This window comes from Aquabacterium sp. A08, assembly GCF_011742065.1.
On the sequence record NZ_JAAQQT010000691.1, the window covers coordinates 25,036 to 37,254 of the forward strand.

Annotated in this window: 12 protein-coding genes, 1 tRNA gene and 1 pseudogene; 7 read left to right on the top strand and 7 right to left on the bottom strand. The window is 69.5% G+C overall.

The annotated features are described in order from the left end of the window. The 4 genes and pseudogenes from HA630_RS23840 to HA630_RS19470 all read right to left on the bottom strand — a co-directional run. Positions 1–464: pseudogene (locus tag HA630_RS23840) on the bottom strand (polynucleotide adenylyltransferase PcnB); the annotation flags it as partial. Next, on the bottom strand, positions 461–1,150 hold the full coding sequence (locus HA630_RS19460) for an HAD family hydrolase (RefSeq protein WP_371809300.1): 690 nt from the start codon (positions 1,148–1,150) through the stop codon (positions 461–463). The gene HA630_RS19460 and the pseudogene HA630_RS23840, both read right to left, overlap by 4 nt. Before the next feature lie 29 nt (positions 1,151–1,179). Then, a complete protein-coding gene (gene hda, locus HA630_RS19465; RefSeq protein ID WP_166836968.1) occupies positions 1,180–1,866 on the bottom strand; it encodes a DnaA regulatory inactivator Hda in 687 nt (228 codons plus the stop codon). Positions 1,867–1,869: 3 nt separating this feature from the next. Then, complete coding sequence (locus HA630_RS19470; RefSeq protein ID WP_166836969.1) at positions 1,870–2,958, bottom strand: AI-2E family transporter; 1,089 nt, start codon at positions 2,956–2,958, stop codon at positions 1,870–1,872. Positions 2,959–3,022: 64 nt separating this feature from the next. Between HA630_RS19470 and purM the strand changes: the two genes are divergently transcribed. Next, complete coding sequence (purM, locus tag HA630_RS19475; RefSeq protein WP_166836971.1) at positions 3,023–4,060, top strand: phosphoribosylformylglycinamidine cyclo-ligase; 1,038 nt, start codon at positions 3,023–3,025, stop codon at positions 4,058–4,060. Positions 4,061–4,079: 19 nt separating this feature from the next. Here purM and HA630_RS19480 read toward each other — a convergent pair whose 3' ends face one another. Together HA630_RS19480 and murJ are read right to left on the bottom strand one after the other, a co-directional pair. Further along, positions 4,080–4,931 (bottom strand): SirB1 family protein, encoded by an 852-nt coding sequence (locus HA630_RS19480; protein ID WP_166836973.1) that lies wholly within the window; start codon positions 4,929–4,931, stop codon positions 4,080–4,082. A gap of 3 nt (positions 4,932–4,934) precedes the next feature. Further along, entirely contained in the window at positions 4,935–6,497 is a 1,563-nt protein-coding gene (gene murJ, locus HA630_RS19485; RefSeq protein WP_166836975.1) for a murein biosynthesis integral membrane protein MurJ, read from the bottom strand. Positions 6,498–6,534: 37 nt separating this feature from the next. On the opposite strand from murJ, the gene HA630_RS19490 reads away from it, so the two are divergent. From HA630_RS19490 to HA630_RS19515, 6 genes are all read left to right on the top strand, one after another. Continuing rightward, on the top strand, positions 6,535–7,386 hold the full coding sequence (locus HA630_RS19490; protein WP_166836977.1) for a 3',5'-nucleoside bisphosphate phosphatase: 852 nt from the start codon (positions 6,535–6,537) through the stop codon (positions 7,384–7,386). Further along, complete coding sequence (locus HA630_RS19495; RefSeq protein ID WP_166836979.1) at positions 7,383–8,267, top strand: DMT family transporter; 885 nt, start codon at positions 7,383–7,385, stop codon at positions 8,265–8,267. Before HA630_RS19490 ends, HA630_RS19495 begins: the two co-directional genes overlap by 4 nt. A 41-nt stretch (positions 8,268–8,308) precedes the next feature. Further along, entirely contained in the window at positions 8,309–8,944 is a 636-nt protein-coding gene (locus HA630_RS19500; RefSeq protein ID WP_166836981.1) for an L-threonylcarbamoyladenylate synthase, read from the top strand. Positions 8,945–8,969: 25 nt separating this feature from the next. Beyond that, the gene (locus tag HA630_RS19505) at positions 8,970–9,638 is read left to right on the top strand and encodes a site-2 protease family protein (protein WP_166836983.1); all 669 of its coding nucleotides are present in this window, start codon (positions 8,970–8,972) and stop codon (positions 9,636–9,638) included. A 40-nt stretch (positions 9,639–9,678) separates the two neighbouring features. Continuing rightward, a complete protein-coding gene (locus HA630_RS19510; protein WP_166836985.1) occupies positions 9,679–10,992 on the top strand; it encodes a tryptophan--tRNA ligase in 1,314 nt (437 codons plus the stop codon). Between the two features lie 57 nt (positions 10,993–11,049). Further along, a tRNA-Ser gene (locus tag HA630_RS19515) sits at positions 11,050–11,140 on the top strand. Between the two features lie 415 nt (positions 11,141–11,555). Here the strand turns inward: HA630_RS19515 and HA630_RS19520 are convergent. After that, positions 11,556–12,143: a molybdopterin-dependent oxidoreductase gene (locus tag HA630_RS19520; RefSeq protein ID WP_166836987.1), complete on the bottom strand. Its 588-nt coding sequence runs from the start codon at positions 12,141–12,143 to the stop codon at positions 11,556–11,558. Positions 12,144–12,219 lie beyond the last annotated feature (76 nt).

A 12,219-nucleotide genomic window follows, 5' to 3' on the forward strand; every position in this document is an offset into this window, starting at 1 on the left:
CTGGCGTCCACCGCGTGCTTCATGCCGGCCAGCTCGCTCTTGTGGGTGCGCTCGTTGCCGCGCACCTGCTCGGCGTCGGCGCTGTCCAGGTGGGCGCGGAAGGTGGACACCTCGATCACCTCGTGTTCGCGGCCGCGGCCATAGACCACGTGCACGATGCGAAAGCGCCGCCCGATGATGAAGGCGCGCCGGAACAGGGCCTTGACCTGCTCGGGCGTGGCGCTGGTGGCCACGTCAAAGTCCTTGGGGCGCAGGCCCAGCAGCAGGTCGCGCACCGCGCCGCCGACGATGTAGGCCTCGTACCCCGCGTGCTTGAGGGTGTGCACCACGTCCAGCGCACGGCCATCCACCAGGGACGGGTCGATGCCGTGCACCGCGACCGGCACGTCTTCGCGGCGGCCGAACTTGGCGCTGCCGCGGGGGCTGGACTTGCCCAGCAGTTTGTCGATGAATTGCTTGATCATGCGTGGTCGGGGAACAGGTCCAGGATGCGCCAGCCGCGCGCCTGGGCGATGGCGCGCAGCCCGGCGCCGGGGTTGGTCGCCACCGGGGTGTGGACCTTCTCCAGCAGGGGAAGGTCGTTGGTGGAGTCGGAATAGAAGGTGGTGTGGACGTCGTCCCAGCCCCAGCCGCGCTGGGCCAGCCACTGTTCCAGCCGGGCCACCTTGCCTTCGCGGAACGAGGGGGTGCCGCGGATTTCGCCGGTGTACCAGCCGCTGGCGTCGCGCTCCAGTTCCACCGCGACCAGCTCCGCCACGCCCAGGGCCTGGGCGATGGGACGGGTGACGAATTCGTTGGTGGCGGTGACGATGACCAGCTCGTCGCCGGCGGCGCGGTGCTGTTCGATCAGGGCGCGGGCCGGGGGCAGCAGGTTGGGGGCGATGACCTCGCGCATGAAACGCGCGTGCGCGGCCTGGGCGGCCTCGGGGCCCTGGCGCCGCACCGCGTCAATGGCGAAGCGCACGTAGTCGTGCACGTCCAGCGTGCCGGCCTGGTAGTGGGCAAAGAATTCGTCGTTGCGGCGGGCGAAGTCCACCGGGTCGGTCCAGCCGATGCGGGTGGTGAACTGGCCCCAGGCGTAGTCGGAATCGAGCGGCAGCAGGGTGTGGTCCAGGTCGAACAGGGCCAGGGTTGGGGCGGTCGGGGTCACAGGGCGCACAGGGGTCGGGTGGGGCCGGCTCAGGGGTGTTCGAGCATGGCCTTGATGAGGGGAATGGTGATGGCCCGCTGGGTGCGCAGGGCATAACCGTCGAGCTGGTCGAGCAGGGCCATCAGGCTGCTCAGGTCGCGCGAGAAGCGGTTGAGCACGAAATCCATCACCTCGTCGCTCAGGAACACGCCCCGCTCGTCGGCCGCGCGGCGCAGCACAGCGCGGCGTTCGGCCTCGGCCAGCGCCTGCAATTGGAACACATGGCCCCAGCCCAGGCGGGTGCGCAGGTCTTCGCGCAGGGCCAGGTCGGCCGGCGGGCGGTCGCCGGCGGCCAGCACCCAGCGCGCGGCGCCGCTGCCCGGGGCCATGGCGTTGACGAACCAGTTGAACGCCACCGCCTGCTGGCCAGCGGTGTAGAGGTGGCAGTCGTCCAGCACCAGCACGGTCCAGCGTTCGTCGAACTCGGGCGGCGCCAGGGTGCGCGCGTCCAGCCAGCCCACGGCCTCGCCCTGGGCCTGCACCGCGGCCCGCACCGCCTGCAGCAAATGGGTTTTGCCGGCGCCGGCACCGCCCCACAGGTAGGTGGGCACGGGCGCACGCCGCGGGTTGTGGGCCCACAGCGCCAGGTGCGCCAGCGCGTCCCGGTTGCCATCGGCCAGGAAATTGGCCAGGGTGGGCCGGGGCGCCAGGCCCATGTCGAGGACGAGCTGCTCCATGGCTCAGGCCCCTCCTTCGCCCGGGGGCTGGCCGTGGGTGTAGAGCGCGCTGCCCAAGTACAGCGCCTGGACGCGGCGCACCGCCACCAGCAACACCGCGCTGGCCGGCAGGGCGATCAGCACGCCGACAAACCCGAACACGTGGCCAAAGGCCATCAGCGCAAAAATGACCACGATGGGGTGCAGGCCGATGCGCTCGCCGAGCAGGCGCGGGGTGAGGTACAGGCTTTCGACCACCTGGCCCACGCCGTACACCGCCGCCACCAGCAGCACGCCGGTCAGGGTCTGGAACTGCAACAGCGCGGCCAGCAGGCCCAGCACCAGCCCCAGGCCAAACCCCAGGTAGGGCACAAACACCGCCAGGCCGGTGAACACGCCGATGGGCAGCGCCAGGTTGAGCCCGACCAGGGCCAGGGCCACGGTGTAAAACACCGCCAGAATGCCCATGACCAGCAGCTGGCCGCGCAGGTACTGGCCCAGCACCTCGTCGGTTTCATCGAGGAAGCGCTGGGTGCGGGCCTGCCAGCGCGGCGGCACCAGCGCCTTGGTGCGCGCCACCAGGCCGGCCCAGTCCAGCAGCAGGTAGTAGGCCACGATGGGGGTGAGCACCAGGTTGCCCAGCACCGCCGCCACCGCGCTGCCGCCGATGCGCAGCGAGGACACCAGCCCATCGACCAGCGCCCCTTCGTGCCCGGACACCAACCGGCGCAGCAGGTCGCGCACCAAGGCGACGTCGATCTCGGCGTTGACGCCCAGGCGCTGCGCCCAGGGCGCCAGCCACAGGTTGAACTGCTCGAACAGCGGCGGGATCTGCTCGCGCAGCAGCGGCAACTGGCGGGTGACGACCGGCACGATCATCAGCGCCACCGCCAGCAGCACCAGCATGAACACGCCAATGGCCAGCCCGGCCCCGAGCCAGCGCGGCACGCGGCGGGCGTGCCAGCGGTCCACCAGGGGCTGCAGGGCGTAGGCCATGACCGCCGCCACCACAAAGGGCAGCAGCACCGGGGCCAGCACGCCCAGCAGCCACCACGCCGCCACAGCCAGGGCCAGCCAGGCCAGTGCACGGGCTTGGGTCGCGGTCAGAGACATGGCAGAAAAAGGGTGGTCATGGCGGGGCCCGTAAAATCACACAAATTCTATCGGCCTTCCCCCTATGACAACGACTCCCCTCTCCTACAAAGACGCCGGCGTGGACATCGACGCGGGCGACGCCTTGGTTGAACGCATCAAACCGCTGGCCAAGAAGACGATGCGCGAAGGCGTGCTGGCCGGCATTGGCGGCTTTGGCGCGCTGTTCGAGGTGCCCAAACGCTACCAAGAACCGGTGCTGGTGAGCGGCACCGACGGCGTGGGCACCAAGCTCAAGCTGGCGTTCGAGTGGAACATGCACGACACCGTGGGCATCGACCTGGTGGCCATGAGCGTGAACGACGTGCTGGTGCAGGGCGCCGAGCCGCTGTTCTTCCTGGACTACTTCGCCTGCGGCAAGCTGGACGTGGACACCGCCGCCGCGGTGGTGGGCGGCATCGCCAAGGGCTGTGAGTTGAGCGGCTGCGCGCTGATCGGCGGCGAAACCGCCGAGATGCCCGGCATGTACCCGGCCGGTGAATACGACCTGGCCGGTTTTGCCGTCGGCGCGGTCGAAAAATCCAAAATCCTGACCGGCCAGAACGTGCAGGCCGGCGACGTGGTGCTGGGCCTGGCCTCGCACGGCGTGCACTCCAACGGCTTCAGCCTGGTGCGCAAGTGCATCGAGCGCGCCGAAGCGGCCGGCACCGTGCCCGCCACGCTGGACGGCATGCCCTTCAAGGAAGCGGTGATGCGCCCCACCCGCCTGTACGTGAAGAACGTGCTGGCCGCCCTGGCCCAGCACCCGATCAAGGCGCTGGCCCACATCACCGGCGGCGGCCTGCTGGAAAACATCCCGCGCGTGCTGCCCGAAGGCACCGCCGCGCACCTGAAAAAAGGCAGCTGGCCGCAGACCGAACTGTTCGCCTGGCTGCAAACCACCGCCGGCATCGATGACATCGAGATGAACCGCACCTTCAACAACGGCATCGGCATGGTGGTGGTGGTGGACGCGGCCCACGCCGAAGCCACGGCCGCCACCCTGCGCGGCCTGGGGGAAACGGTCTACACCATCGGCGCCATCGCAGCGCAGGGCAACGGCGCGCCGGTGGTGGTGGCCTGAGGCTTAAACAAACGCCGCTTCAGTTCAGGGCGCGGCGCAATTCCTGCAGGCGCAGGGCAATCGCGTCGGCGTCCAGTGGGTCGTCGGCGTGGGCCAGGTAGGCCTCCAGGTCGGGCACGGCCCGCGCCGGCTCCCCCAACTCGGCCCAGGCCAGGCCTCGGTCGCGCACATCGGCCCAGGCGTCGGGCAGCACGATCAGCAACCGGTCCAGCACCGCGATCAGGCGCGGCCAGTCCTCCTGCGTGCGGTGGATGTCCTGCAGGTTGCGCAGCACCCGCACCAGGATGTCGCGCGGCGGCGCCGACTGCAGGTACAGACCCACCGGCACGTCAAATTCATCGACCAGCCCGTGGCGGCGCTTGAACGGTTCGAGCCGGTCGGCCAGGTCCTCGCGGCCGAGCGACTGACCGGTGAACGGGTCGATGACGACCTGCCCCTGCGGCAGCTGCACCTTGACCATGAAGTGCCCCGGAAAATTCACCCCCCGTGCGGGCAGGCCCAGCCCCTGCGCCAGCTCCAGCCACAGCACCGCCAGGGTGATGGGGATGCCGCGCCGGGTGCGCAGCACCACGTTGAGGTAGCTGTTGTCGGGGTCGTGGTAGTGGTTGACGTTGCCGCCAAAGCCCAGGTCGTGGAAGAAAAACTGGTTGAGCAGGCGCAGGCGCTGCAGCGGCCCGGCGTCGGCCGGCAGGCGGCGGCGCAGCCGGGCCAGCAGCTGGTCCAGGTCGCCCAGCACGGTCTGCACGTCCAACTCGGGGTACTCGTCCATGGCCACGGCCACGGTGGCTTCCAGCAGCGGGAAACCGTCGTCCTCCTGCACCAGGGCGGCGAAGTATTCGAGCGGTGACGGGGGCTGGGTGGGCAGGCGCATGCTTTACTTTCGCACAAACTGGCGCAGCTGCACACCGGCCAGCAGCAACACGCCAAAGTACACCGCCACCGCGCCCAGCACCGTCAGCCCCAGAGTGACGATGCGGCCCCACACGTCCACCGCGTGCACCCAGTCCACCCGGCCGGCGGCCCAGAGCAGGTACACCGCCAGCAAGGCGCTGGCCGCCACCACCTGCAGGCCGAACGGGGCCCAGCCGGGCTGTGGCCGGTAGGCGCCGCGCCGGCGCAGGCCCAGCAGCAACCAGCCGGCGTTGAGCAACGCCCCCAGCCCGATGGACAGGGCCAGCCCGGCGTGTGCCAGGTGCGGCACCAGCACCGCGTTCATGGCCTGGGTGAAGACCAGCACCACCACCGCAATCTTCACCGGGGTCTTGATGTCCTGCCGCGCGTAAAACCCGGGCGCCAGCACCTTGATGGCGATCAGGCCGACCAGGCCCACGCCGTAGCCCATCAGCGCCAGCGCCGTCTGGCGCACGTCGGCGCCGGTGAAGGCGCCGTAGTGGTACAGCACCGCCACCAGCGGCCGGGCAAAGGTCAGCAAGGCGATGGCGCAGGGCACGGCCAGCAGCACCACCCAGCGCAGGCCCCAGTCCAGCAGGCCGCTGTAGCGCTCGGCGTCGTCGGCGGCGCGCGCGGCCGACAACTGCGGCAGCAGCACCACGCCCAAGGCCACGCCCAGCATGGCGGTGGGGAACTCCATCAGCCGGTCGGCGTAGGTCAGCCAGCTCACGCTGCCGGTGACCAGGTGCGACGCGATCTGGGTGTTGATGAGCAGCGAGATCTGCGCCACGCTCACGCCCAGCAAGGCCGGCAGCATGAGGGTGGTGATGCGCTGCGTGCCCGGGTGGCGCCAGGCGGCGCGCACCGCGCCCCACGACAGGCCGATGCGCGGCAGCAGCCCCAGGCGCTGGAGCGCCGGCAGCTGCACACCCAGCTGCAGGGCGCCGCCCAGCATCACCCCGCCGGCCAGGGCGTAAATCGGCTCCCAGCCCTGGGCCGCGAACCAGGGCGCGCCCCAGCCGGCCGCGCCGATCATGGCCACGTTCAGCAGCACCGGGGTGGCCGCCGGCACGGCAAACCGCTTCCAGGTGTTCAACACCCCCGCCGCCAGCGCCACCAGCGACATGAAGCCGATGTAGGGGAACATCCAGCGGGTCAGCACCACCGCCACGTCAAAACCCCGCGGGTTTTGCTGCAGGCCGGCGGCCATGGCCCACACCAGCACCGGCGCGGCGGCCACGCCCAGCACGCAGGTGGCCGTCAGCGCCCAGGCCAGCACCGTGGCCACCTGGTCGATCAGCAGCTGGGTGGCAGCGTCGCCGTCTTTTTCGCGGCTGGCGGCCAGCACCGGCACAAAAGCCTGGCTGAAGGCACCCTCGGCGAACAGCCGCCGCAGCAGGTTGGGGATGCGGAAGGCGACGTTGAAGGCGTCGGTCAGGGCGCTGGCGCCGAAGGTGGCGGCGATGAGCAGTTCCCGCACCAGCCCCGTGATGCGGGACGCCAGGGTGAGCAGGGAAACGAGCGAGGCGGATTTGAAGAGCGACACGGCAGGAGTTTAGCCGGCGCCCTAAAATGAACCCGCTATGAGCATTTTGAACGCCGACCTCCACTGCCACTCCACCGTGTCCGACGGCACCCTGACGCCCGAGGCCCTGGCCGCGCGCGCCCACGCCAACGGGGTGGAGCTGTGGGCGCTGACCGACCACGACGAGGTCGGCGGCCAGCACCGCGCCCGCGCGGCGGCGCAGGCGCTGGGCCTGCGCTACCTGACCGGGGTGGAGGTGTCGGTGACCTTCGCCAGCGTCACGGTGCACATCGTCGGCCTGGGCTTCGACCCCGACCACCCGGCCCTGCTGCAAGGCCTGGCCGCCACCCGTGGCGGCCGTGGCGAGCGCGCCCAGGAAATGAGCGAACAACTGGCCAAGGCCGGCATCCCTGGCGCCTACGAAGGCGCGCTCAAATACGTGGGCAACCCGGAGCTGATCTCGCGCACCCACTTCGCGCGCTTCTTGGTGGAAAGCGGCGTGTGCCGCGAAACCAACGAGGTGTTCCGCAAATACCTGACCGAAGGCAAACCCGGCTTCGTGCCGCACCGCTGGGCCAGGCTGGGCGACGCGGTGCGCTGGATCCGCGAGGCCGGCGGCGTGGCCGTGATCGCCCACCCGGCGCGCTACAGCCACAGCGCCACCCAGGAGTACGCGCTGTTTTCCGAGTTCAAGGAGCACGGCGGCCAGGGGGTGGAGGTGGTCACCGGCAGCCACGCGCCCAGCGAATACGGCAAGTACGCCGACCTGGCGATCGAGTTCGGTCTGGCCGCCTCGCGCGGCAGCGACTTCCACAGCCCCGACGAAAGCCACACCGACCTGGGCGCCCTGCCCTACCTGGAAGGCCGCCTCACCCCGGTGTGGGAGCTGATCGCCGACCGCGTGCAGTGAGCGGCCACGTCTACGCCCGCCCCCTGCAGGGGGTGGTGTTCCTCATCCTGGCGGTGGCCTGCTTTGCCACGCTGGACGCCACGGTCAAGTTCCTCAGCGCCAGCGTGTCGGTGCTGCTGGTGGTGTGGTTCCGCTACCTGTTCCAGGCGGTGGTGATGGCCGGCTTTGTGCTGCCCACCCGCGGCTGGCGTTCCCTGCGCACCCAGCACCCCTGGCTGCACCTGCTGCGCGGGGCGCTGCTGCTGCTGGTCAGCACCCTGGGCTTTTTCAGCCTCATTTACATGCCGCTGGGCGAGTTCACCGCCATCATCATGCTGACGCCGCTGGTGGTCACGCTGCTGGCCGCGGTGTTCCTGAAAGAGCCCGCCAACCTGCTGCGCTGGGCGCTGGTGTTGGGCGGCTTCGGCGGCGCGCTGCTGGTGATCCAGCCCACCGGGCAGGCCATCGGCTGGGCCGTGGCGCTGCCCCTGGTGATGACGCTGGCCTACGCGGTGTTCCAGATCCTGACCAGCCGCATGGCCCGCACCGAAGACGCCATGACGCTGCACTTTTACACCGGCTGGACTGGCGCGCTGCTCATCAGCCTGGCGCTGCCGTGGATCTGGCAGGTCATCGACGACCTGCGCACCGCCGCCCTGCTCGGCCTGGCCGGGCTGATGGGCACCGTCGGCCACTTTCTGCTGATCCAGGCCTTTGCCCGGGCCCCGGCCGGGGTGCTGGCACCCTACCTGTACGTGCAGATCGGCTTTGCCCTGTTCGCCGGCTGGCTGGTGTTCGACCACGTGCCGGGTGCGCTGGAGTGGTGGGGCATCGCCCTGATCGCCGCCTGCGGCGCCACCATGGCCTGGCTGGCGGCGCGGTCCCCCCAAGCCCGGACCTGAATCAACCGGCCCGCCACCGCCGGGAGTGGGACAATCGCCCCATGTCGCAGTTTTTTGAAGTCCACCCCGACAACCCCCAGGCCCGGCTGCTGAAGCAAGCCGTGCAGTTGCTGCACAAGGGCGGCGTGCTGGCCGTGCCCACCGACTCCAGCTACGCCCTGGTCTGCCACTTGGACGACAAGGCCGCCGCCGACCGGCTGCGCCGCATCCGCGGGGTGGACGACAAGCACCACCTGACGCTGCTGTGCCGCGACCTGAGCGAACTGGCCAACTACGCCCGGGTGGACAACCGCCAGTACCGCCTGCTCAAGCTGGGCACGCCCGGCGCCTACACCTTCGTGCTGGAGGCCAGCAAAGAGGTGCCGCGCCGCGTCAGCCACCCGTCGCGCAAAACCATCGGCCTGCGCGTGCCCGACCACCGCGCGCTGCAGGAGCTGCTGGCCCTGCACGGCGGCCCCCTGCTGGCCACCACGCTGATTCCCCCGGACGAGACCGAGCCGCTGAACGACGCGCACGAGATCCGCGAACGCTTCGAGCACGACCTGGCGGGCGTGTTGGACGCCGGCGCCTGCCCGCTGGCGCCCACCACGGTGGTGGACCTCACGCCCATGGGCACCGGCGGCGACGCCGAGGTGCTGCGCGAAGGCGCCGGCCCACTGGCCGCGCTGGGCCTGTGAAGCGCCGGTAAGGGACAATCGGCGCATGGACTTTGCCCAAATCATCCAGACAGTGGCCATCTACGCCATCCCGGTGCTGTTTGCCATCACCGTGCACGAGGCTGCGCACGGCTACGCGGCGCGCCACTTCGGCGACAACACCGCCTACATGCTGGGGCGCATCACGCTCAACCCGCTCAAGCACATCGACCCGATGGGCACGGTGGCCATGCCGCTGTTGCTGCTGTTCGCCACCGGCGGCGCCTTCCTGTTCGGCTACGCCAAGCCGGTGCCGGTGAATTTTGGGCGGCTGCGCCGGCCCAAACGCGACATGGTCTGGGTGGCCCTGGCCGGCCCGGCCGCCAACCTGGTGCAGGCGGTGGTCTGGCTGGTGCTGTACTACCTGATGCGCGCCACCGGGGTGGAGGAGGTGTTCTTCCTGAAAATGGCGCAAGGGGGCTTGAGCGTCAACCTGGTGCTGTTCGCCCTGAACATGTTCCCGCTGCCGCCGCTGGACGGCGGGCGCATTCTGGTGGGCCTGCTGCCCATGCGGCCCGCGCTGGCGGTGTCGCGCGTGGAGCCGTTCGGCTTTTTCATCGTGCTCGGGCTGGTGCTGACCGGCCTCCTGGGCACCTACTGGCTGCGCCCGCTGATGGGCCTGACCGCCGGGCTGCTGGAAGGCCTGCTGACGCCGCTGCGCTGGCTGCTGTTCTGACCTCATTTACCTCCCAAGTTTTCGTCTGCTGCTTTCCACCATGAGCCAAGTGCGCGTTCTCACCGGCATCAAACCCACCGGCACCCCCCACCTGGGCAACTACGTCGGCGCCATCCGCCCCACGGTGCGCGCCAGCCGCCAGCCGGGGGTGGACAGCTTCCTGTTCCTGGCCGACTACCACGCCATGATCTCCACCCAGGATCCGGGGCGGTTGCAACACTCCACGCTGGAGATTGCGGCCACCTGGATCGCCTGCGGCCTGAACCCGGCCGACGTGACGTTCTACCGCCAGTCGGACGTGCCCGAGATCCCGGAGCTGACCTGGTTTTTGACCTGCGTCTGCGGCAAGGGGCTGCTGAACCGCGCCCACGCCTACAAGGCGATGCTGGACAAGAACGCCGCCGCCGGCACCGAGCCGGACGACGGCGTGAGCGCCGGCCTGTTCATGTACCCGGTGCTGATGGCGGCCGACATCCTGATGTTCAACGCCCACCAGGTGCCGGTGGGGCGCGACCAGGTACAGCACATCGAAATGGCGCGCGACATGGCCAGCAGCTTCAACCACCTGTACGGCGAGCACTTCACCCTGCCCGACGCGGTGATCGAAGAGAGCGTGGCCACCCTGCCCGGCCTGGACGGCCGCAAAATGAGCAAGAGCTACGACAACGTGATCCCGCTGTTCGCGCCCCCGGAGCAGTTGCGCAAGCAGATCCTGGGCATCGTCACCGACTCCAAAATGCCAGGCGAGCCCAAGCAGACCGAAGGCTCGGCGCTGTTCCAGATTTACCAGGCCTTCGCCACGCCCGAAGAAACCGCCGCGTTCGCCCAAGCCTACGCCGACGGCATCGCCTGGGGCGATGCGAAACAGCAGCTGTTCGAGCGCATCGACCGCGAAATCGCGCCCATGCGCGCCACCTACAACGAACTGATGGCCCACCCGGAAAAGGTGGAAGCCATGTTGCAGGCCGGCGCGGTGAAGGCCCGCGCGGTGGCCACGCCCTTCACGGCGCGGGTGCGACACGCGATGGGGCTGCGCCCGTTGCAGGCCAGCGCCGCACCGGCCGCCGCCAAGGCCGACAAGGCCGACAAGGCCGACAAGGCAGCACTACCCACCTTCAAGCAGTACCGCGAGAAGGATGGTCTGTTCTACTTCAAGCTGGCCGATGCCAAAGGCCGGGTGCTGCTGCAAAGCGTGGGCTGCGCCTCGCCCAAAGACGCGGGGCAGGCCATTGCCCGACTGAAAACCCAGGGCTACGCCGCCTGCCCGGACCTGCACACCCTGGCGCCGGTGGCGGACGGTGCCAGCGCGGCCGAGGCAGAAACCGCGCTGCAAGCGCTGCGCGACGCCGAATAAGCCAGGGCGCGCGGCAACACCCCGCGCGGTGCTGCTAGAATGCGAGCTTCGGCACCTGGAGAGATGGCAGAGTGGTCGAATGCGCGGGACTCGAAATCCCGTATACAGTTTCACTGTATCGAGGGTTCGAATCCCTCTCTCTCCGCCAGCCAGTCCAGGCCCTCACACCACGAGGGCCTTTTCTTTGCCCGAAACCCCGCTTCCCCTGGGGTTGACGACCCGCTCGGTTTGCTTTGCCTGGGCTCTGCGTCCCGATTTCCCCTCTCTCCTCCCCCGCTTTCTCTGTGGCACACGCTTCACGCGCCCCCTGTGGGCCGGGTGCATCAACCCGCCGTCCCGGCCACCAGCGGGTCACAGCCTGAGCCAGCAGTTTTTGCACCAAGGGGTGCTGCACCTTGCGTGCGGTGCCGATGGCGTGAAAGTGCTCGTCGACACCTGCGCAAGGCTTGAACCAGTGCCGGTTGTATCCGTGGGACAGCCTATCGAGCATGCGGTCGGAGGCGGACAGCCCCCATGGATGGTGGGGCTGCTGTGGCTGGTCGGCGCAGTGCCACTGGGGGGCCTCAGCCTGGGGCCACGTCGATGTAATAGACCCCCCAGGGACACAAGCCAAAGCGCTCATTGAGAGGTTTGTCTTTGAAAGCGGCCAGCCGGTCCGCATCGTACACCGCCCACTGGGGGCCCAGGCTGCCCAGCCCCATCGGTTGGCCGTCGATGTGGGTGGCCAAGACCATGCGGTAGGCCGCGACATCGGCCACGCTGATCATGACGTTGTACCCGTCCACCGCGCGCATGCCCAGGCGCAGCCCGGGGTCGGGTTTGACGCCTGCGGCCGACAGCACGCTGAGCAGCGTTGGGCCGGTGAGGATGTGCTCCTTGGCGTCGTACTCCAAGGTGGGGCGGATGCTGACCTTGGGCAGTTGTTGCAAAGCCGCGGCATCGAAGGTGTGGGCCTGGCCAAACCTGACACCCTGCTTGAACAGCATCTGGTCCAGCGCCGGGTCCAACGCGGGCCGGTTGCCCTGGGGCACCAAACCGCCCACGGTCAACAGGGTCGGGCCTGGCCTGGCCGTGGCAGCCAGCGCAGGCGCGGGCGGCAAGCCGCCGACCCCGATCAGGGCAGAAGCGCTCAGAAAATCGCGTTTGTTCATGCAGGCTCCAGTGCGTGTGTGGGGCCGTTCCGACGCAGGTGCAGCGACCGGCGTTGTGGAGCGGCGGATCGGGTTT